At 63.5% G+C, this 20,879-nt stretch carries 22 protein-coding genes; 15 read left to right on the forward strand and 7 right to left on the reverse strand.

Annotated elements, in window-relative coordinates:
* Window positions 1-3: 3 nt before the first annotated feature.
* The 7 genes from rpmB to RA302_RS21495 all read left to right on the forward strand — a co-directional run bounded on the left by rpmB (window position 4) and on the right by RA302_RS21495 (window position 4,051).
* On the forward strand, window positions 4-240 hold the full coding sequence (rpmB, locus tag RA302_RS21465) for a 50S ribosomal protein L28 (RefSeq protein WP_003946346.1): 237 nt from the start codon (window positions 4-6) through the stop codon (window positions 238-240).
* Window positions 241-244: 4 nt separating this feature from the next.
* A complete protein-coding gene (gene rpmG / locus RA302_RS21470) occupies window positions 245-409 on the forward strand; it encodes a 50S ribosomal protein L33 (protein WP_003946358.1) in 165 nt (54 codons plus the stop codon).
* Window positions 410-411: 2 nt separating this feature from the next.
* Window positions 412-717 (forward strand): 30S ribosomal protein S14, encoded by a 306-nt coding sequence (rpsN, locus tag RA302_RS21475; RefSeq protein ID WP_003946379.1) that lies wholly within the window; start codon window positions 412-414, stop codon window positions 715-717.
* 9 nt (window positions 718-726) lie between these two features.
* Complete coding sequence (gene rpsR / locus RA302_RS21480; protein WP_003946414.1) at window positions 727-984, forward strand: 30S ribosomal protein S18; 258 nt, start codon at window positions 727-729, stop codon at window positions 982-984.
* Between the two features lie 130 nt (window positions 985-1,114).
* The gene (locus tag RA302_RS21485) at window positions 1,115-2,053 is read left to right on the forward strand and encodes an AEC family transporter (RefSeq protein ID WP_054828132.1); all 939 of its coding nucleotides are present in this window, start codon (window positions 1,115-1,117) and stop codon (window positions 2,051-2,053) included.
* Between the two features lie 19 nt (window positions 2,054-2,072).
* A complete protein-coding gene (locus RA302_RS21490; protein ID WP_007727550.1) occupies window positions 2,073-2,537 on the forward strand; it encodes a hypothetical protein in 465 nt (154 codons plus the stop codon).
* Window positions 2,538-2,689: 152 nt separating this feature from the next.
* Complete coding sequence (locus tag RA302_RS21495) at window positions 2,690-4,051, forward strand: NAD(P)/FAD-dependent oxidoreductase (RefSeq protein ID WP_070162010.1); 1,362 nt, start codon at window positions 2,690-2,692, stop codon at window positions 4,049-4,051.
* Window positions 4,052-4,087: 36 nt separating this feature from the next.
* Here the strand turns inward: RA302_RS21495 and RA302_RS21500 are convergent, their stop codons facing one another.
* Window positions 4,088-5,605: a PucR family transcriptional regulator gene (locus RA302_RS21500; protein WP_003946355.1), complete on the reverse strand. Its 1,518-nt coding sequence runs from the start codon at window positions 5,603-5,605 to the stop codon at window positions 4,088-4,090.
* Window positions 5,606-5,774: 169 nt separating this feature from the next.
* Between RA302_RS21500 and RA302_RS21505 the strand changes: the two genes are divergently transcribed.
* The 3 genes from RA302_RS21505 to RA302_RS21515 all read left to right on the forward strand — a co-directional run bounded on the left by RA302_RS21505 (window position 5,775) and on the right by RA302_RS21515 (window position 9,717).
* Entirely contained in the window at window positions 5,775-7,205 is a 1,431-nt protein-coding gene (locus RA302_RS21505; RefSeq protein WP_003946421.1) for a gamma-aminobutyraldehyde dehydrogenase, read from the forward strand.
* A gap of 89 nt (window positions 7,206-7,294) precedes the next feature.
* Entirely contained in the window at window positions 7,295-8,194 is a 900-nt protein-coding gene (locus RA302_RS21510; protein ID WP_007727555.1) for a universal stress protein, read from the forward strand.
* Window positions 8,191-9,717: an APC family permease gene (locus tag RA302_RS21515; protein ID WP_054188813.1), complete on the forward strand. Its 1,527-nt coding sequence runs from the start codon at window positions 8,191-8,193 to the stop codon at window positions 9,715-9,717. Before RA302_RS21510 ends, RA302_RS21515 begins: the two co-directional genes overlap by 4 nt.
* On the opposite strand, the gene RA302_RS21520 is transcribed toward RA302_RS21515, so the two are convergent.
* A complete protein-coding gene (locus tag RA302_RS21520; protein ID WP_054188814.1) occupies window positions 9,714-10,331 on the reverse strand; it encodes a TetR/AcrR family transcriptional regulator C-terminal domain-containing protein in 618 nt (205 codons plus the stop codon). The genes RA302_RS21515 and RA302_RS21520 overlap by 4 nt on opposite strands.
* A gap of 149 nt (window positions 10,332-10,480) precedes the next feature.
* Here RA302_RS21520 and RA302_RS21525 point away from each other — a divergent pair, with 149 nt between their 5' ends.
* Together RA302_RS21525 and RA302_RS21530 are read left to right on the forward strand one after the other, a co-directional pair.
* On the forward strand, window positions 10,481-11,428 hold the full coding sequence (locus tag RA302_RS21525; protein ID WP_070162008.1) for a nitrilase-related carbon-nitrogen hydrolase: 948 nt from the start codon (window positions 10,481-10,483) through the stop codon (window positions 11,426-11,428).
* The gene (locus RA302_RS21530; protein WP_007727577.1) at window positions 11,425-12,450 is read left to right on the forward strand and encodes an agmatine deiminase family protein; all 1,026 of its coding nucleotides are present in this window, start codon (window positions 11,425-11,427) and stop codon (window positions 12,448-12,450) included. Before RA302_RS21525 ends, RA302_RS21530 begins: the two co-directional genes overlap by 4 nt.
* A gap of 9 nt (window positions 12,451-12,459) precedes the next feature.
* Here the strand turns inward: RA302_RS21530 and RA302_RS21535 are convergent, their stop codons facing one another.
* From RA302_RS21535 to RA302_RS21545, 3 genes are read right to left on the reverse strand one after another with little or no spacing between them, the layout of a single operon-like run.
* Window positions 12,460-14,397, reverse strand: coding sequence for a VWA domain-containing protein (locus RA302_RS21535; protein ID WP_058226066.1), 1,938 nt, complete (start codon window positions 14,395-14,397; stop codon window positions 12,460-12,462).
* A 9-nt stretch (window positions 14,398-14,406) separates the two neighbouring features.
* On the reverse strand, window positions 14,407-15,783 hold the full coding sequence (locus RA302_RS21540; protein WP_102999408.1) for an ATP-binding protein: 1,377 nt from the start codon (window positions 15,781-15,783) through the stop codon (window positions 14,407-14,409).
* Between the two features lie 54 nt (window positions 15,784-15,837).
* Complete coding sequence (locus RA302_RS21545; RefSeq protein WP_003946398.1) at window positions 15,838-16,254, reverse strand: VOC family protein; 417 nt, start codon at window positions 16,252-16,254, stop codon at window positions 15,838-15,840.
* 85 nt (window positions 16,255-16,339) lie between these two features.
* Between RA302_RS21545 and RA302_RS21550 the strand changes: the two genes are divergently transcribed.
* The 3 genes from RA302_RS21550 to RA302_RS21560 all read left to right on the forward strand — a co-directional run bounded on the left by RA302_RS21550 (window position 16,340) and on the right by RA302_RS21560 (window position 18,580).
* Complete coding sequence (locus tag RA302_RS21550) at window positions 16,340-16,912, forward strand: DUF4126 domain-containing protein (protein ID WP_007727593.1); 573 nt, start codon at window positions 16,340-16,342, stop codon at window positions 16,910-16,912.
* 27 nt (window positions 16,913-16,939) lie between these two features.
* Window positions 16,940-17,908 carry an alpha/beta fold hydrolase gene (locus RA302_RS21555; protein WP_003946348.1) on the forward strand — a complete coding sequence of 323 codons (969 nt, stop codon included), beginning with the start codon at window positions 16,940-16,942 and terminating at the stop codon, window positions 17,906-17,908.
* 450 nt (window positions 17,909-18,358) lie between these two features.
* Window positions 18,359-18,580 (forward strand): hypothetical protein, encoded by a 222-nt coding sequence (locus RA302_RS21560; protein ID WP_003946391.1) that lies wholly within the window; start codon window positions 18,359-18,361, stop codon window positions 18,578-18,580.
* A 76-nt stretch (window positions 18,581-18,656) separates the two neighbouring features.
* Here RA302_RS21560 and purH read toward each other — a convergent pair whose 3' ends face one another.
* Together purH and purN are read right to left on the reverse strand one after the other, a co-directional pair.
* Window positions 18,657-20,216, reverse strand: a complete 1,560-nt coding sequence (gene purH, locus RA302_RS21565) for a bifunctional phosphoribosylaminoimidazolecarboxamide formyltransferase/IMP cyclohydrolase (protein WP_338477930.1) — start codon at window positions 20,214-20,216, stop codon at window positions 18,657-18,659.
* On the reverse strand, window positions 20,209-20,844 hold the full coding sequence (gene purN / locus RA302_RS21570; protein WP_050655578.1) for a phosphoribosylglycinamide formyltransferase: 636 nt from the start codon (window positions 20,842-20,844) through the stop codon (window positions 20,209-20,211). The genes purH and purN overlap by 8 nt, the downstream gene beginning before the upstream one ends.
* Between the last annotated feature and the right edge of the window lie 35 nt (window positions 20,845-20,879).

A 20,879-nucleotide genomic window follows, 5' to 3' on the forward strand; every position in this document is an offset into this window, starting at 1 on the left:
CCCATGTCGGCTCACTGCCAAGTGACCGGACGTGTGCCGGGGTTCGGAAAATCCGTCTCGCACTCTCACAAGCGTTCGAACCGTCGCTGGAACCCGAACATCCAGCGCAAGACCTACCTCCTGCCCAGCGAGGGGCGTCGCATCACACTCACGCTCTCGACCAAGGGCATCAAGACGATCGACCGCGACGGCATCGAATCCGTCGTCGCCCGGATCCGCGCGCGCGGCGAGAAGGTCTGAGCAGATGGCACGCAACGAGATCCGCCCGATCGTGAAACTCAAGTCCACCGCGGGCACCGGGTACACGTACGTGACCCGCAAGAACCGTCGTAACGACCCCGATCGACTCGTACTGAAGAAGTACGACCCGGTGCTGCGAAAGCACGTCGATTTCCGAGAAGAGAAGTAGGCATGGCCAAGAAGTCGAAGATCGCGAAGAACAACCAGCGACGGGTCGTCGTCGAGCGGTACGCGGAGCAGCGGTCCGCTCTCAAGGAGACGATCCGCTCCCCGAAAAGCTCGGCAGAGGAGCGCGCGAAGGCCCAAGCGACCCTGCAACGTCTACCACGCGACGCCAGTCCGGTACGATTGCGCAATCGAGACGCTGCGGATGGACGTCCGCGCGGCCACCTGCGGAAGTTCGGGCTCTCCCGGATTCGCGTGCGAGAAATGGCGCACCGTGGGGAACTGCCTGGCGTACACAAGTCGAGCTGGTAAGGAAGTCGGATGGCAGTCAAGCGTTCACCGTCGAAGAAGCCACGCCCCGTAGAGGGTCGTAAGCCCAAGAAGAACCCGTTGTTCGCAGCGAAGATCACGCATGTCGATTACAAGGACATCAACTTGCTTCGCACGTTCATCTCGGACCGCGGCAAGATCCGCAGCCGTCGCGTCACGGGCCTGACCCCGCAGCAGCAGCGTCAGGTCGCCGTTGCAGTGAAGAACGCACGCGAAATGGCGTTGCTCCCCTTCACCGCCGCCCGGTAGTCATACGTGCTCGGTAGTCACACGTAGAAGTACCGAAGAGGTCGCGCAGTCACTCGACTGCGCGGCCTTTTTGTTGCCCTGACTAAGATTTTCCCGAAGTCGTTCATTCCAGTCGAGAGGTGCCCGCAGCGTGTCGGGAGTTGTTGCGGGTTTCACCGTAATTTTTGTTGTCATCGCGGTCGGGTATCTCCTCGGCCGTCTCGGCACCCTCGGTAGCCAAGGACAGTTCGTTCTCGGTCGACTCGTCTTCTTCGTCGCGACGCCTGCCCTGCTGTTCACCACCCTCGCGTCGTCTGATCTTTCGGTGATCTTCTCGCCGACGCTCGCCGTTGCGTCGGCTACTGCCTTTGCCGTCGGCGCTCTGTACGTCGTCGTCGCAAAGATCTGGCTCAACCGGCCGCTACCCGAACTGACCATCGGCGCGCTGTCGGCTTCGTACGTGAATTCAGCCAACCTCGGAATCCCGATCGCGGTGTTCGTGCTCGGCGATGCCACGTTCGTCGCGCCGCTCCTGCTCTTCCAGATCGTCGTGTACTCCCCGATCGCCTTGACGATCCTCGATCTGACGGCCCTTCGCGGCACGGATGCCGAGAAGCTCTCGTTGATCGACACCGTCACCGCCCCGTTCAAGAATCCGATCGTGCTCGCGGGCGCTGCGGGGTTGATCGTCGCGTTGATCGGTTGGGTACCGCCCCGGCCGCTGATGCAGCCTTTCGAATTGATCGGCGCGACGTCGGTACCCGGTGCGCTGTTGGCATTCGGGCTCTCGCTCTACGGCGTGCGGGTGCTGGAGAAAGGCTCGAGTCCACGCCGCGACGTCGCGCTGGCGTCGACGCTCAAGATCGTGGTCCAACCTGTGCTGGCCTATCTGATGGCGCATTTCCTCCTCGGCATCGACGGTCATCAGTTGTTCGCCATCGTGGTCGTCTCGACGTTGCCGACGGCGCAGAACGTCTTCATCTACGCAAGCCGCTATCGGCGCGGAATGGTCCTCGCCCGAGACAGTGCCTTTGTCACCACTTTGGCGTCAATTCCCGCAATTGCGCTGGTCACAGCGCTACTCGCTTGAGCAGGGTTACGGTGGATTCATGCGTGTACTAACCCTCGCCGTTCTGGCCTGCCTTGCTGTGGCCGGATGCTCCGTCGGGGCCCAGACCACGGGGCCGGTTGCCGCACCGAATCCGATGGCGGCCAACGAAGCAAGTCCCGCCGACTGGTCGCTCGGAACCCCCGTTCCCGACGAGGTCGACGACAGCGAGATGGGCACGGAGTTCGACAGCCGCACCGACATCGTGGGTGCGACGGCCACGATGTTCGAATCGTGGTCCGAGGTCGACGATCACACGGTGGCCGTCCACTTCGTGACCGGCACTCCGGAGTGCTACGGCGCGTACGCAACCGTCGAAGAGACCGATACGACGGTGATCGTCACGCTCCGAACCGGGGCACTGCCCGAGGCCGCGGACAAGATGTGCATTCTGGTTGCCGTGTTCGGCAGCTTGGATGTTCCGCTGAGCCGACCGCTCGGCGATCGTCACGTCATCAACGGCTAGCCGCGCCTAAACGGCACAAGTTCGACGATCGAACACTCCGTTTCGTCAGGTGTGGTGTGCGTCTCCTCGGGACAGACTGAAAACCGACACCCGTTCACTCGCTCGTCGGCAGCTTTCGACTCGAGCGGTGCTCAACATGAAGGAGCTCGCAAGTGCCTACTCTCCAGAGAGACGTTGCAATCGTCGGCGCCGGCCCCTCTGGCCTGGCAGCTGCAACCGCGCTGCGCAAGGCCGGTTTGACCGTCGCTGTGATCGAAGCGCGCGACCGCGTCGGCGGCCGCACGTGGACCGACACCATCGACGGAGCAGTTCTGGAAATCGGCGGCCAGTGGGTCTCCCCCGACCAGACCGCCCTGATCGCCTTGCTCGACGAACTCGGCCTGAAAACTTTCGAGCGCTACCGCGAGGGCGAGTCCGTCTACATCTCGTCGGCAGGCGAGCGGACGCAGTACACGGGCGATTCCTTCCCCACGAACGACACCACGAAGAAGGAGATGGACCGTCTCATCGACGAGATGGACGATCTCGCAGCACAGATCGGCGCCGAGGAACCGTGGGCACATCCCCTCGCCCGCGATCTCGACACAGTCTCCTTCAAGCAGTGGCTGATCAATCAGTCCGACGACGCCGAGGCACGTGACAACATCGGTCTTTTCATTGCCGGTGGCATGCTCACCAAGCCCGCCCACTCGTTCTCTGCCCTGCAGGCCGTACTCATGGCCGCTTCCGCAGGCTCGTTCTCCCACCTCGTCGACGAGGACTTCATCCTCGACAAGCGAGTGATCGGCGGAATGCAGCAGGTATCGATCCGCATGGCAGAGGCCCTCGGCGACGACCTCTTCCTCAACGCACCCGTGCGAACGGTGAAGTGGAACGAATCCGGTGCAACGGTGTTGGCGGACGGCGATGTTCGCGTCGAGGCAAGCCGAGTGATCCTGGCCGTACCGCCCAACCTCTACTCCCGGATCTCGTACGATCCCCCGCTGCCGCGTCGTCAGCACCAGATGCACCAGCACCAGTCCCTCGGCCTCGTCATCAAGGTCCACGCGGTGTACGAGACGCCTTTCTGGCGCGAAGACGGCCTCTCCGGCACCGGCTTCGGCGCGTCCGAGGTAGTGCAGGAGGTGTACGACAACACCAACCACGAGGACGATCGCGGCACCCTGGTCGCGTTCGTCTCCGACGAGAAGGCCGACGCGATGTTCGAGCTTTCCGTCGAGGAGCGTAAGGCCACGATTCTGGCCTCACTTGCCCGCTATCTCGGCCCGAAGGCCGAAGAGCCGGTTGTGTACTACGAATCCGACTGGGGCTCGGAGGAATGGACCCGCGGTGCGTACGCAGCGAGCTTCGACCTCGGAGGCCTGCACCGCTACGGCGCGGATTCCCGCACGCCCGTCGGCCCGATTCACTTCTCGTGCTCCGACATTGCGGCCGAGGGGTACCAGCACGTCGACGGTGCCGTTCGGATGGGTCAGCGAACCGCAGCCGACATCATCGCTCGCAGCAAGGCCTGACGGCCGCTTTGCCAAGTCTCGATCATTGCCCGGCAGTCACGATTGCCGGGCAATGATCGAGAGCAGTAGTTCGGCCCGAACCCTGGCCACTTCCAGCCGACAGTCGATCAGGCTCTCCACCTTCGCCATTCGGCTCCGCAGTGTGTGCCGGTGAACGCCCATCGTGATGGCGGCCGCTTCCCAGTGTCCGTTGGCCTCGAGAAATGCCCGCAGCGACGCCAGCAGTTCGGTGCCGTTGTCACGGTCGTAGTCCTCGATCGGTGTGATCATCGTTTCCGCCAGCGTGTTGAGCACTTCACGCGTCGAATCGAAAGACAGCAGCACACTTCCGGTCAGAGCTGCGAATTCCAAAGGCTCGCCACCGATTTCCGCCGCCGACGCACACAGCTGGGACTGTTCGACGGCGACCGCCAGCGCAGCGACCACCCGTCGCGCGCTCAAGCCGACACGAAGCGCGCGAAGATCCGACCTCGATACCCCGCCGAGCAACTCTCGGGCGAACTCGACGTCGTCGGTTCCACGCAGCAGCACCGTGACGCGAGTGTCGTTGATCCGCGAGAACAACTGCCGCCCCGCCTTGTTCATGAACTCGGCAATCTCGGCTCCGACGCGTCCCGCTACGTCGGACGTGTCGGCAAGAACTGTCAATCCTCGGATCATTCCCTCACCGTCGGCGGCCTGCCTGATCTGTTGCCACGCCGGCGCCGGGTCGCGATCCTCGGTGAGCAGCAGCCCGAGGGCGTGCGAATTCAACTGATCCTGAGTAGCACGCAGACGCGCGGGTTTCTCGAAGTCCAACGCCAACAACGAGTTCGCGTGACCGAGCAGTATCTGATCGACGTAGCTGAGCGCCGAAGCACTGATCACCGCCAGGTATCCGTACGGCGTTCGCCCGACGCTGATCTGCTGCACCGCGATCGACGCTCCAGACCTTGCGAGCGTCACGCTACTAGAGGCACCGCCCCCGAGAGTTGCTCGCAGTTCGTCGATCACGTCGTCCGTCGGCAGTTGAGGTGAGCTCTCGAGAACTCTTCCGGCGACGTCGAGAAGAAGCACCGTCGCCGAAGTCGCGATCGCCAGTTCACGCACGGTCGCAGCCGTTCCGCCGGAAATGACGGCACGCGTCATCCGCGGTTGCGCCCGCGACGCCCGGAGGACAGCTTCATATTCCTGCTCTGCCAACCGGCTCATCACACGCTTGACGACGGCAGCAAAAGGCGTCGGCAGCGGCACCTCGATCAGCGGGAGTCCGATCTCGTCGGCGACGGCCACCAGATCGGCCGGGACCTCGGGGTACGAGAGCCCGGTTCCGAATCCCACCGCCGCCACTCCCGCCGCGTCGAGCATCCGGAGATAGCGGCCGCGCTTTTGCTGAGTGGACGGCAATCGGATGCCGGTGGTGAGGATGAATTCGCCGCCGGTCAACCATCGAAACGGGTCGAGCAACTCCGTGGCGTGCGCGAATGTGATTTCGCGACCGACACCCTGGGCGCCACCTTTGAGTTCCAGCGCGAGATCCGGCTGCGCCAACATCCACCGCACAGCGATCGTCATGGGCAGGACTGTACAACTCGGTGCGTCGGGGATCAAAGATTTCACCTTTTTGGCAGCTGCCTTTACTTGTGAGTCAGCGCACACTTGCTCACACACGCCCCACAAAGTGCGAGTTCCGTGCTGATCACCTCGGCCGGAACTCGTTCGACCTCGAGAGGAACCGGTACCGATGTCGATCGTCGTACTCGAGAACTACATCAACGGTGAATTCGTCGCCTCAGCCGCGACGGAAACACTCGACCTGATCAACCCCGTGGACGAGAGTGTGGTCGGGCGTACGCCGGTCTCCACGAAGGAAGACGTCGACGCCGCCGTCGAAGCCGCACAGAGAGCATTCGAGACCTGGGGCAAGACGACGCCGAGCGTGCGGCAGGCTGCACTCCTCAAGCTCGCCGACGCCATCGAAGCGCACAGCGACGAAATCGTCGCAGCCGAAAGCGCCAACACCGGCCAGGCTCATCAGATGATCGCCGACGAAGAGGTCAAGGTCGGAGCCGATCAGATGCGGTTCTTCGCCGGAGCCGCACGACTTCTCGAGGGCAAGGCGGCCGGAGAGTACATGGAGGGTTTCACCTCCTACGTCCGTCGTGAGCCGATCGGCGTCGTCGGTCAGGTCACGCCCTGGAACTACCCGTTCATGATGGCGCTGTGGAAGATCGGGCCCGCCCTCGCGGCCGGCAACACGATCGTCCTCAAGCCCAGCGACACCACACCGGGCAGCACGCTGGTCCTGGCGAAGCTCTCGAAGGGCATCCTGCCGGACGGCGTGTTCAACGTCGTGCTCGGCAACGGCGGAACCGGCGCGACGTTGGTGGAGAACCCGGCCCTCGGTCTCGTCTCGATCACCGGTTCGGTGCGGGCAGGCATCGCTGTCGCCGTGTCCGCAGCACAGCAGCTCAAGCGCGCGCACCTCGAACTGGGCGGCAAAGCGCCGGCGATCGTCTTCGGCGACGTCGACATCGAGAAGACCGCCACCGGCATCGCCGAGGCAGCGTTCTTCAACGGCGGCCAGGATTGCACCGCGGCCACTCGCGTGATCGTTCACGAGTCCATCCACGATCAGCTCGTCGAAGCCCTCGTCCGGAACGCCGAGAAGCTGCGCCCCGGAGCGCCTTCCGATCCTGATGCCTTCTACGGCCCGCTCAACAACATCAATCACTTCAACGCCGTGAGCGACAAGATCGCGAACCTGCCGGCGTCGGCCAAGATCGTTACCGGCGGAAAGCGTTCGGGCGAAACCGGATTCTTCTTCGAGCCGACCGTCATCACCGGCGTCGCGCAATCGGACGACATCGTGCAGGAAGAGACTTTCGGTCCTATCCTCACAGTCCAGAGCTTCTCCGACGAGAAGGAGGCGATCACGCTTGCCAACGACGTTCGGTTCGGCCTGGCCTCGAGCATCTGGACCAAGGATCACGGTGTCACGCAACGCGTCTCCGCTGCTCTCGACTTCGGTGCGGTGTGGATCAACTGCCACATCCCGCTCGTCGCCGAAATGCCGCACGGCGGCTTCAAGTATTCCGGTTACGGCAAGGATCTCTCGGCCTACGGAGTCGAGGACTACACCCGTCTCAAGCACGTCATGAGTTCGCACGACTGAGTCGCCGCCCTCCTGCTGTGCGCCTTTATCAACCCCCCGCGGTTAATAAAGGCGCACAGCAGATTCCTCCAATCCGGAAAAGAGCCACCATGCGCCTTATCGTCGGATACCTCGCCACACCCAGCGGTAAAGACGGGCTGGTCCTCGGGGCCCAGCTCGCGCGCAGTCTCGGCGCGCAACTCGACATCTGCATGGTCCTCCCACCGGATCGGACACTGCCGGCCAAGGTTCCCTCGGAAGCCGGCTACGACGACATCCTCGCCGCGCGTGCACACGACTGGCTCGCCGAGGCGAAAGCGTCGGTGCCCGAGGACATCCAGGTGGAAGTACACCTGAGCTTCCACGAGTCGTTCGCTCAGGGCCTGCTCGACGAAGTGGACCGACTGAATGCGCTCGCGATCGTGGTGGGAGCTTCCGGCGACGGTCTGCTCGGCCGTCACGCGATAGGTTCGGTCTCGACCGAACTGCTTCACTCCGCCCATGTCCCGGTAGCACTGGCGCCTCGCGGAACGCGGCACTCGGCGGCCACTGCTATACGAGAGGTCACCTGTGCACTCGGCACCCGTGTCGGCGCCGACATCGTCTTGAACACCGCCGTGCGCGCCAGCGAACTGATGCAGGTTCCGCTGCGACTGGTCTCACTGGTAGCGCTCGACCCCCAGAACGATCTGCGCGATCATCGCGACACCGCCGAGTCGGCCAGGGAGCGTGCACGAAATCACGCTCAGGACACACTCGACGTCGCAAGAGCCGCGCTCCCCGCGGAGTTCCCCATCGAGGTCATCATCGCCGACGGGTCCACCGTGGAATCGGCAGTGCGTCAACTGGACTGGCAGGACGGCGATCTCGTGATGGTCGGTTCAAGTCGCCTCGCCCAGCCCCGCAAACTTTTCCTGGGCTCGACCGCCGCCAAGATGCTGCGCGTACTGCCCGTACCCATGGTCGTAGTGCCCAAGCACGAATTCACCCAGCCGGAGGCACTGTCATGACCAGCACCGAACTGAGTTCCAAAGGCCTCGCCACCGGCAAGATCGGCATGATCTCCGGCGCGGTGCTCGGAATCTCCTCCGTGGCACCGGGTTACACCCTGACGGCCAGCATCGGATTGATCGTCGCTGCGGTCGGTCTCAAGATGCCCGCCATCTTCATCGCCGGCTTCATCCCGATGTTCCTCACCGCGTACGCGTACCGCGAACTGAACTCCGACACTCCTGACTGCGGAGCGTCATTCACGTGGTCCACCAAGGCATTCGGACCGTACGTCGGCTGGATGTGCGGCTGGGGCATGGTGATCGCCACCATCATCGTGCTCTCGAACCTCGCTGCGATTGCCGTCGACTTCTTCTATCTGTTCATCGCGCGGGTGGCCGACAATCCCTCCATCGCCGATCTGCCGGGCAATAAATTCGTCAACGTCGGCACCACACTGGTGTTCATCGCGTTGGCCACCTGGATTGCCAGTCGGGGAATCACTACCAGCGAGCGCGTACAGTTCGCGCTCGTCGGCTTCCAGATGGTGCTGCTGGTCGTCTTCGCCGTCGTTGCACTGGTTCACGTCGGCGCCGGCGACGCCCCGGCCGGATTGTCCTTCGACCTGAGTTGGTTCAACCCGTTCAGCGGACTCGCCATCGGTGCGTTTGTCATCGGACTCACCGGATCGATCTTCGCGTTCTGGGGCTGGGATACCTGTCTCACGCTGGGCGAGGAGTCGAAGAACCCCAAGAAGACCCCGGGCCGCGCCGGTTTGCTCTGTGTCGCAACCATTCTCCTGACCTACCTGCTGGTCGCCGTTGCCGCGATGATGTACGCCGGCGTCGGCGAGGAAGGCCTCGGTCTCGGCAATCCCGACAACTCCGAGAACGTCTTCGGCGCTCTGGCCGACCCGGTCCTGGGCAACTGGGGCGGAATGCTTCTGTTCCTCGCGGTCTTCGTCTCTTCAGTCGCCAGCCTGCAGACCACGTTCCTGCCCGCGGCACGAACCATGCTCGCCATGGGTGCATACGGAGCTTTCCCCAAGAAGCTCGCCGAGGTGTCGCCTCGGTTCCTGGTGCCGTCGTACGCGACCGTCGTGGCCGGCGCGGTAACCGCAGTGTTCTACAGCGTCGTCACGTTCCTGTCCGAAAGTGCTCTGCTCGATACGATCGCCGCACTCGGCATCATGATCTGCTGGTATTACGGCATCACCGCATTCGCGTGCGTGTGGTACTTCCGCAAGACGCTTTTAGAGAGCGTACGAAACTTCGTCTTTCGGCTCGCGTTCCCACTCATCGGTGGCCTCATGCTGCTTGCGGTGTTCGTCATTTCGGTCCAGGAGAGTATGAATCCGGACAATGCCAGCGGAGCATCCATCGGCGGAATCGGCCTGGTCTTCTTCCTCGGGTTCGGAATCCTCATCCTCGGCGCGGTCCTGATGATGGTCATGCGAGTGCGCAATCCCGAGTTCTTCGAGGGCAAGACCCTCAATCGCGACACGGAGGCTCTGCGCGACGAGAACGACCTCAGCGTGTCCTAGGAGTCACTAGCTTCGGGGGCCTGCGCGATCAGGCCCGCCATCAACACGCGCAAGCCGAATTCGAAGGCGGCGTCGGCACGTTCGGGATTTTTCCCGGATGTTGCCAACGCCGCCTTCATCGCGTCGTTGGCTTCGGGTCCCGACGCCCACTGGACGTCCGGCGCCGCCAGGTCCAGGGCCGAACCGAGAACAAAACTGTCGACGGTCGTGATCGCGTGCAGTGTTTCGGTCGGGTCGAAGCCACCATCGGCAAATGCCTGCGCCAATGCGTTGTAGAGGGTGAACGCCACACCGGCCTGCACCGTCTGGGCAGTGAAGAGCGGAATCAGACGAGGATGCGCGGCGTAGCTTCGCCGGTACTCGGCTGCCAGCGCCGCGACGGTCTCACTCCAGGTCCCCGAGGCCGACTCGACGTCGATTCCTGCCATCAGCTGAGCCCTCATCAGTTCGACGATCTCGGCTCGTCCGGAAACGTGGTTGTAGAGCGAGGACGGTCGAACCTTCAGACTTGCGGCGAGTCCCGGCATGGTGAAGTCGCCGGATTCGTCCACCGACTCGATCGCTGCCTCGGTGATGATCGCCGGTGAGAGCAGTCGTTGCGATGGCCGCGGCATATGTCCTCCTGTAGTGATCCACACCGTCCGGGGCGCTGCAAAAAACAATTCCTCGAAAGTCCTTGATCAATCAGCGCTCACCCACCATACTTAACGAATCACATTCGTTTTACGTTGAACGTCGAATACCCGAGCACCGAGGAAACCCCATGCTGACGATCACCGCCCTCACCCCACCCGAGTCACCGGCCGCGACTTCGCCGTCCACGTCCACCCCTCTGTGTGTAGGTCTCGTCCAACATCGCTGGCACGAGGACCAAGACGACCTCCACGCTGAATTGAGCGAAGGCATTGCGTCCGCAGCGAAGCTGGGCGCTTCCGTGGTCTTTCTTCCGGAGCTGACGCTCAGCCGCTACCCCGCCTCCACCCCGGCCGGCGACAATCCCGGACGCGCGGCGGAAGACCTGCTCACCGGACCCACTTTCGCCTTCGCCACCAAGGCCGCCGCGGAGAACCAGGTTCTCGTTCACGCGTCGTTGTACGAGCGCAGCGACGCCGAGGACGGCCTGGGCTTCAACACCGCGATCCTGGTCTCGCCCGGGGGTGAACTTCTCGGTCGTACCCGCAAGCTCCACATTCCGGTGACGGCCGGGTACTACGAGGACACGTACTTTCGCGGCGGTCCGTCCGAGGACGCATACCCCGTTCACGAGGCACTCGGCGCCAAGTTCGGACTCCCGACATGCTGGGACGAGTGGTTTCCCGAGGTCGCACGTGCATACTCCCTCGCCGGTGCCCAGGTCCTGGTGTACCCGACGGCGATCGGCTCGGAACCCGATCACCCGAACTTCGACACCCAACCGCTGTGGCAGCAAGTGATCGTCGGAAACGGTATCGCCAACGGCACTTTCATGGTTGTCCCCAATCGCCACGGCAGTGAAGGTCTCATCACCTTCTACGGTTCGTCGTTCATCTCGGACCCGTACGGACGCATCCTCGTTCAGGCTCCGCGCGACGAATCAGCCGTCCTGGTCGCAGATCTCGATCTGCAGCACCGTGAAGACTGGCTTGCGCTGTTCCCGTTCCTGGCCACTCGCCGACCCGACACCTACTCGGCCCTGACCGCACCGGTGAACACTGCAGGAGCCAACCGATGACCTGGCGCATGCCCGCGGAAAGTGAACCGCACGAACGTACCTGGATGGCGTACCCGAGCGCCGGATACTCTCTCGGGGACACCGCGGAAGAACAGCACGAAGCGCGCTCGACGTGGGCGGCCGTCGCCCACGCCGTCGCCGAATTCGAGCCGGTCACCGTCGTCGTCGATCCCGCCGAAGTCGAAGAAGCACGAAAGTACCTGTCCGAGAAGGTCGACATCGTCGAGGCACCTCTCAACGACGCATGGATGCGCGACATCGGGCCGACGTTCGTCCTGTCCGACGAAGGCCGTCTCGGCGGAGTCGACTGGGTGTTCAACGGCTGGGGTGCACAGGATTGGGCGCAGTGGGACAAGGACTCGAAGATCGGCGCATTTGTCGTCGAACAATCCGGTGCCCAGTTGATCGACTCACCAATCGTCAACGAGGGCGGCGGTATTGCGGTCGACGGTCTCGGCACCGTCTTGGTCACCGAAACCGTCCAACTCGATCCGGGACGAAACCCCGACCTGACGAAGGCCGACATCGAGGCCGAACTCGCCCGCACCATCGGCGCCAAGCACGTGATCTGGCTTCCCCGCGGATTGACTCGCGATCAGGAGACCTACGGAACGCGCGGACACGTCGACATCGTCGCTGCCATCTCTTCCCCCGGAGTTGTACTCGTCCATGACCAACGCAATCCGGTGCACCCCGACTACGCCGTCAGCAAGACGATCATCGAGTTGTTCGAAAGCTCGACGGACGTCGGCGGTCGGCCGTGGAAGGTCATTCGGGTACCTGCGCCCGAGATCCTGCGCGACGACGAGGGATTCGTCGACTACAGCTACATCAACCATCTCGTGGTCAATCGCGGAGTGATCGCCTGCAGCTTCGACGATCCGGCCGACGCCGAAGCGGCCCGGATCCTTGCGGCCGCCTACCCCGGGCGCACCGTCGTCACCGTCGACGCCAGACCGCTGTTCGAACGTGGCGGCGGCATCCACTGCATCACCCAGCACCAGCCCGCTGAACAAGACTGACGGCCGGAATCAGCGGCGACCTCGCATGTAGTCACTCACGACCGCGGCGCCGAGGCCGTCCAGGTCCGGCGCGATGACGCGTCCACCCACACGGTGCGCCATCCGGTCGACCACCCTGGCCAGACCTGGATCCTCACCGAGGCGGAAGAACGTGACCTTGGCGCCAAGCCTGGCCACCGCGTCGAGTGCTCGAACCGTCAAACCGAGGGTTCGCGCACTCGGCGGGTAGTCGAACCTGGCTTCTCCGTCCGCTTCGAGATGAGCCGTCGGCTCACCGTCGGTGACGATCAGTACCACCGGCTGTGCGTTGGAGTGGCGTCGAAGATGCCTGGCCGCCAACAACAGTGCGTGGTGCAGGTTGGTTCCCTGGTCCCACGCGCCGTCCAAACCAGCGAGCTCCGACGGGCTCAGCACGTGCGCGTGGCGTCCGAAGGCGATCAACTGCAGCTCGTCGCTGCGAAACCGCGTGCTCACCAGATGATTGAGTGCCAGAGCGGTGCGCTTCATCGGCACCCAGCGATCTTCCATCACCATCGAGAACGACGTGTCCACCAGGAGAGCAACCGCAGCCTGACTGCGCTGTTCGGTTTCGGCCACCTCGACATCGACGACGCTCAGCCGCACCGGCATTCGGCCCGGGTCACGCAGGACGGCGTTGGTGATGGTTCTCGTGACGTCCCACGGTTCCGTGTCCCCGAATTCCCATTCGCGGGACGCTCCGGTCGGTTCACCCATCGCACCGGCCCGACGCGTATCGCGTTGACCGGTTCGTGACGACAGTTGCCCGGCGACATCGCGCAGAGCAGTCTGTCCGAGCTGTCGCATGGCTTTGGGCGACAAGCGCCATTGACCATCCGGTGCACGATCGAAGAAACCCTGTTCCTGCAAAGCCTTTTCGAGATCGGCCAGGGTGCGAGCATCAGCGGCGGCTTCGTCGCCGAGTTGCCGCGCGAGTAGCTCGGGGTCGATGTCGTCGAGCGCCGCGCCCGCGTATTGCTGCGACAGTTGATCCGCCAAGGATTCCAGCTCGGCGATGTCCTGCAGGGCACCGGTCCCCTCACCCAACCCCATTCCGTTGTCGCCGCGGAACTGTTGCGAACCTTCCCAGTCCTCACCCGGCCGAGCCGCCTGAAGGAACTGGTCGAGTTGACTCAGCTCACTCATCAGGCTCGGATCACCGAACGCCTGCTGCGCCAACGCATCCAACTCGTCACGCTGCTCCTGCGAGAGCGAGTTCCGCAATCGTTGTGCAGCCGCCGCGCGCTGCGCCAAAGAATCCAGAAGTTCCTCGACGTTGCGCGGGTTGTCCGGGAAATACTGCCCGTGCTTGTCCATGAACTCCGCGAACTGCTCCGCAGTGTCGACGCCGCGAGAGTGCGCGTCGAGCAGTTGATTCAGATCAGCCAGCATCTGGCGTATCTGCTCACGATCCTCGTCGGTGGCGCCCTCGAGTGCCTGCTTCATTCCCGAGAAGCGTTGATCGAGAACCTCACGTCCGAGCAGATCACGAATCTTCTCGTAATCCGCGCGAGCCTGTTCGCTGCGCCAGTTGTAGTCGGCCAGATCTTGCACGGCCTGAGCTGTCGACGGCGGTAACTCCTCGATCCGCATTTCGTTGAATCGTGCGTCGTCGTCGAGAGCACGTGCCAGTTCTTTGCGCTCTTCGAGCACCGCCTTGTCGAGAAGCTTGCGAACCTCGTCGAGAGTTCCGTCGAGATTGTTGCGGCGCAGCAACTCGCGTCGACGCCGGTTCGCCTGGGCGGCAAGGTCGTCGAGCCCGCGCATGTCCCGGTTGCCTCGGCGCAGGAGCTCTCGGAGGGCATGGCGCGGCGACGTGCCCGACAACACGTCGTCGCCGATTGCTGCCAGGGCCTCGCGCAGATCCACGGGAGGCGCGAGCGGATCGGGACCACCGTCGTAAGGCCCGTACCGCGGATTGTGGATCATCACTGCCCCTTACGAATACACCGAGCGGCCGCCCGGGCCTTGATCTTTGGAGATCCGGCGCGCGAGGTAAAGCCCTTCGAGGGCAAGTTCGGCACCGGCGGCACGCTCGCCGTCGGATTGCGCGCCGAGGCGTTCGGCTACTTCGTCCAGGACCTCGAGGTCCGGAAGCTCGTCGAGAAATGCCTTGGCCGTGACAGATTCACCGGTGACGATCGTGTTGCCCATCTCCACCGCAGCAACCAGCATCCCCAGGTCGATCCCGCCGAGACGCACCCGAACCGTATCGGCCGTCGCGCGACGCAGCAGGTGCTCGAGCACCTCCAGTTCCCGTCCCTCTTCACCGGATTCGAACTCGACCTTGCCGCGAAGAACCTCGACCACGGACTCGAGATCGACGGGCCGTGCAACAGGATCGGCTTCGCCGAGCACCGCTGCCCGTCGTACCGCGGCGGCACTGACGGTTTCCGCGCCGGCGACGGCAAAGCGTGCCGACACACCCGATCGCTGGTCCACCGAGGTGGATTCGCGGAGCAGGCGAGTGAATCTGGCAAGAATTTCGAGAAGGTAGTCGGGCACCTCCGCGGCCAGGTGCGCCTCCTGCTCGATCACCGCGATCTCGCCCGCCAACTCGACGGGGTAGTGAGTGCGGATTTCTGCGCCGAAGCGGTCCTTGAGCGGTGTGATGATGCGCCCGCGGTTGGTGTAGTCCTCGGGGTTGGCGCTCGCGACCAGAAGAACGTCCAACGGAAGCCGAAGCGTGTACCCGCGGACCTGGATGTCCCGCTCTTCCATCACGTTGAGCAAGGAGACCTGGATGCGCTCGGCGAGGTCGGGAAGCTCGTTGATGGCCACGATTCCGCGATGCGCGCGAGGCACGAGGCCGAAGTGAATGGTCTCCGGATCACCGAGGCTCCGGCCTTCGGCAACCTTGACCGGATCGACGTCGCCGATCAGGTCGGCGACCGAGGTATCCGGCGTCGCCAACTTCTCGGAGTACCGCTCGCTGCGGTGGCGCCAGGCGATCGGGAGGTCGTCGCCCAGTTCCTTGGCTCGACGTATCGAAGCCGGGGTGATCGGCTCGTACGGGTGCTCCCCCAGTTCCGAGCCTTCGATGACGGGCGTCCACTCGTCGAGCAGGAGCCCGAGGGTGCGAAGCAACCTCGTCTTTCCCTGACCTCGTTCGCCGAGCAGAACCACGTCGTGGCCGGCGATCAGCGCCCGCTCGAGTTGCGGGGCGACCGTGTCCTCGAACCCGACTATCCCGGGCCAGGGGTCACGGCCGTCCCGCAACGCGGCGAGAAGATTCTCTCGTAGTTCTTCCTTGACACTTCGCTGTACGTGTCCGGAGGCGCGTAGCTCTCCGAGGGTTTTTGCGACAGTCACCACTCCACGCTACGAGTGTTTGCGGGGTTTCGCCTCTCGCCGAGGAAGTTCGGTCGCTCAGCCCTCGATGTTCTCGGGATTCATCCAGATGATTTCCCAGATGTGGCCGTCGGGATCCTGGAAGCTGCGGCTGTACATGAAGCCGTGATCCTGCGTCGCGTTTCCTTCGGAACCGCCGGTCTCGAGCGCCTTGTCGACGAGGGCGTCGACGGCCTCACGGGTCTCGGCCGAGAGACCGAGCAGCGCCTCCGTCGACGTCGAGGTGTCGGCGATGCCCTTGGTGGTGAAGGTCTTGAAGAAGGGCTCGGCCAACAGCATCACGACGATGGTGTCACTGATAACCATCGACGACGCATTCTCGTCGGAGAACTGCGTGTTCTTGGAGTATCCGAGGCCCTCGTAGAAGGTGGTGGCCTTGCCGAGGTCCTTGACGGGCAGGTTGAGGAAGAACATCGGCTGCGGGTTTGTCGCCATGAAAGGTCCTTTCCGAGACTTTGCTGTGCGCCTTTATTAACCGCCGGCGGTTAATAAAGGCGCACAGTAGACCTAAACTCCACCCATGGATACCTGGGTGTTGCCGGCCATGCTCGGCCTCGGACTCGCCGCAGCGTCCGGAATGCGAACCTTCCTGCCCCTGCTGATGCTCAGCGCTGCCGTCCACTTCGAACTGTTCGGGATCACCGTCGGCGAGTCGATGCGGTGGATCGGATCGACCGGCGCGCTGGTCGCATTGGCAATCGCCGCGGTGGTCGAACTGGGTGCCGACCTCATTCCGTTCGTGGACAACGCACTCTCGGTGATCGGGAACGTCACCGGACCGATTGCCGGAGTGATCGCCGCCTGGGCGGCATTCAGTCATCTCGACCCTGCGATGGCCGCGTTGGCGGGCATCATCGTCGGAGCGCCGACGGCGTTGACGTTCAGCGCCGCGCAGACCGGCACTCGCGCGGTCAGTACGGCCACTACCGGTGGGCTGGCAAATCCCGTCGTTTCCGTCATCGAGGATGTGCTGACTTTCTTCACTTCCTTGATCGCGATGATCTTGCCGCTCCTGATCATTCCCCTGCTCGCCGCGCTCTTGTGGTTCAGCTGGCGTGGCTGGCGTCGTGTCCGGAGTCTGCGCACCGCCTGACCGCACCGACCTGGTAGACAAGTCGTCATGTCCGACACCGAGATCTCGTTCCAATCCGGCGACGTCACCCTGTACGGGAGTCTTCGCCTGGCCGCCTCACCCGACGCCCCTGCCCCGGCCGCGCTGATTCTGGCCGGCAGCGGCCCCACCGATCGCAACGGCGACAGCGCCCTCCTCGAAGGCGACATCGGAACTCTGCGGTTCATCGCGGATCTTCTTGAAAAACAAGGGATTTCAAGCCTGCGTTACGACAAGCTCGGCAGTGGCGAAACCGCCCTCGGTGACTACGACATCGAGGACATCGCCGATCTCGGCTTCAACACTTTTGTCGACGCCGCCTCCGACGGACTGGACTACCTCGCCGGGCAACCCGGTGTCGATCCCGAGCGCTTGTTCGTGGTCGGACACAGCGACGGCGCCGTAGTCGCACTGGCTCTCGCCACCGCGAAGGAGGGCGCCAGAGTCAGTGCCCTCGCACTGCTCGAGCCACTGAGCGTCAGACTTCTCGATCTACTCACGACGCAGATTCACCGCCAGCTCGATGCGGTCGTCGGCGCCGGTCAGTTGCCGGTCGAACTGGCTGACGAACTGCGCGTCGCGCTCGCCGATGCCGTCGAGTCGCTGCGATCCGAGGGCACTGTTCCGGATGACCTGCCCGAGCCGCTGCAGAATGCGGGACTCGTACACGCCAATGCCAAGGCACTCGCCGAGGAAGACGCATTGGACCCGGTTGCGCTCGTGGCGGCGCTACCGGCGGGCATGCCCGTTCTCACGAGCTGCTCGGACAAGGACATCCAAGTCATTCCCGCCGATGTCGCGGCACTCGACGCCGCGCTCTCACATACAGCGCTGACTTCCGTGCGGATGCGCAACGCCAACTTCGTACTCAAGGACATCGGCGACGAACAGTCCACCGGTGCCGACTACGTCGCGCCGCTTCCGTACTCGGCAGAGTTCTCGGAGCCCTTCACAGCGTGGGTCCGTTCGTTCTCCTGATCACGTACAGACCGAACGTCCTCTTTTTCAGGTAGAAAGTTCCCTCCGCGAACCATCGCGGAGGGAATTCTGCTTTCTACGCCTGACCTGCAATGAAGACTCTTTCAATCCAGCGAACCTGGGGACAGAAGTCACCCGGAGTTTACGTTCGCGGCGCTTTTTATTGGTGCGAACCCTCGATCCGTGCTGTACGGTCATCCATTAACCAGCAACGCCACACAGAAAGGAACGGACATCATGTCGCTACACCCGCACGTCGTATCCGTACCTTCGTGGCGCAGCTGCACCGCAGACAAGCACATTTTTTCGGCCGCAATGTCGGCCAAGCACATGGGCAACAAGCGCGGTGTACCCCGAGAATGATCCCCAGTTTCACCGGATTCGTTCTCGGCACCCAGGGCAAACGCCTCGGGTGCCTTTTCTTTTACCTTTCACACGCAGGAGCTCCACATGAAACTTCGAGTCAACCAACTGTCCATCGCGCCGCCGTATGTCGATCTGCCCGGTGACCTCACCGGATACGCCGTCACCCTGGATCTTTCACACTCCGATGCGGCCCACGAAGCTACCCTCGGCGCATTGATCAGCGAGATCCGCAGTCGCGGAGCCTCACGCGTCGTCATCACCGGCTCACCCCGCGAACTCCAGGGCACCCACAGCAGCGCCGCCTGAAAGACCCGGGCGGCCTGAATGCAGAACGGGCCCCGAACTCCCGTTGAGGAGTCGAGGCCCGCTACCGACGCAGGGGTCAGTGCGCGAAGTGGCGCGCACCGGTCAGATAGAGAGTGACACCGGCTTCCTTGGCTGCGGCAATCACTTCGTTGTCGCGAACCGAACCACCCGGCTGCACAACAGCCTTGACGCCGGCGTTGAGCAGCACCTGCAGACCGTCAGGGAACGGGAAGAACGCGTCCGAAGCCGCAACCGAACCTACGACGCGGTCACCGGCTCGCTGAACAGCCAGATGCGCTGCATCGACGCGGTTGACCTGGCCCATGCCGACGCCGACAGAGGCACCGCCGGAGGCCAGCAGGATCGCGTTGGACTTCACCGAACGGCTGGCGCGCCAAGCAAATTCGAGGTCAGCGAGAGTCTCGGCATCGGCAGCCTCACCGTTGGCGAGGGTCCAGTTGGCCGGGTTGTCGCCGTCGGCGTCCAGGACGTCGCGCTGCTGGAGCAAGGTACCGCCAGAGATCGGACGCAGTTCGATTCCGGTAGCGGTCGGAGCGGCTGCCTTCAGAACACGAATGTTCTTCTTACGCTGCAGAACCTCGACAGCTCCGTCTTCGTACGAGGGCGCGATGACGACCTCGGTGAAGATGTCGGCGATCTGCTCGGCCAGTTCGACGGTGACCTCGCGGTTGGCAGCGATCACACCACCGAAAGCACTGACCGGATCGCATGCATGCGCCTTGCGGTGGGCGTCGGCGATGTCGGTGCCGATGGCGATGCCACACGGGTTGGCGTGCTTGATGATTGCGACGGCCGGATCAGTGAAGTCGTACGCTGCGCGCCACGCTGCGTCGGAGTCCGTGTAGTTGTTGTACGACATCTCCTTGCCGTGCAACTGCTCCGCCTGAGCCAAACCTGCAGGCGTAGCCGGGTTTTCGTACAGCGCGGCGTCCTGGTGCGGGTTCTCGCCGTAGCGAAGAACAGCGCTGCGGTTCCAGGTCGCACCGACCCAGGCCGGGAACAGCGAACCGTCCTCGTCAGCTGCGATCGTGCTCGTCATCCAGCTCGCAACCGCGACGTCGTACGACGCAGTGTGCTGGAAAGCCTGCGCTGCAAGCACAGTGCGCTCACGCAAGGTGAATCCGCCACCGGCAACGGCAGTCAGGACGTCGGCGTACCGAGCCGGATCGACCACGACGGCAACCGACGGATGGTTCTTGGCTGCAGCACGCACCATCGACGGGCCGCCGATGTCGATCTGCTCGACGCACTCGTCCGGGCTAGCGCCCGAGGCAACCGTCTCGGTGAAGGGGTACAGGTTCACGACCACCAATTCGAAGGTCGCGATGCCGAGTTCCTCGAGCTGAGCGAGGTGATCCGGCTTGCGGGTATCGGCGAGAACGCCGGCGTGGACGCGCGGATGCAGCGTCTTCACACGGCCTTCGAGGCATTCCGGGAATCCGGTCAGAGCCTCGACCGGGGTCACGGGGATTCCGGCGTCGGCGATCTTCGACGCGGTCGAACCGGTCGAGACCAACTCGACACCGGCCTCGTGCAGGCCCGTGGCCAGCTCGATCAGACCACTCTTGTCGTAGACGCTGACAAGTGCACGGCGCACAGCCTTGCGTTCACTCACTGGGGATCACGGCCTTTCGTCCATCGGAAACCACTCCGCGCGTAGCAACAGCGGCGATGACGTCCGCCAACAACCGTCGCTCCACAATTTTGATGCGTTCATGCAACGAAGACTCGGTGTCGTCGTCATGCACCGGCACAGCTTCCTGCGCCAAGATCGGCCCGGTATCAACTCCGCCGTCGACGAGATGCACCGTGGAACCGGTGACCTTCACGCCGTACGCCAGAGCGTCGGGAACCGCGTGCGCGCCGGGAAAGGCAGGCAGCAACGCGGGATGAGTGTTGATGATTCGGCCGCCGAAACGCTCGAGAAAGCTGGGGCCGAGGATTTTCATGAAGCCTGCACTGACCACGAGATCGGGTTCGTACTCGGCCACTGCTGCTGTCAGCGCCTCGTCCCAGGCGGCACGATTTTCGTAGGTCTTGATCGAGACCTTGAAGGACGGGATCTTCGAATCCGCAGCGTGCTCGGCGGCGAGGCAGTCACGATCTACACCGACGGCAACGATCTCGGCGGGGTATCCCTCGGCATGCGAAGCGTCGATCAGCGAAGTCAGCAGGGTTCCCGCGCCGGAAGCGAGTACGACTACCCGCGCGACAGAGTCGCGAAATTGGACCCTGTCGGGCATTGTCGGCTGCGGATTGTCGGCCGAGGCAGTCAGCG

The sequence above is a fragment of the Rhodococcus sp. DN22 genome, from assembly GCF_036669995.1.
Lineage (GTDB): Bacteria > Actinomycetota > Actinomycetes > Mycobacteriales > Mycobacteriaceae > Rhodococcus_F > Rhodococcus_F erythropolis.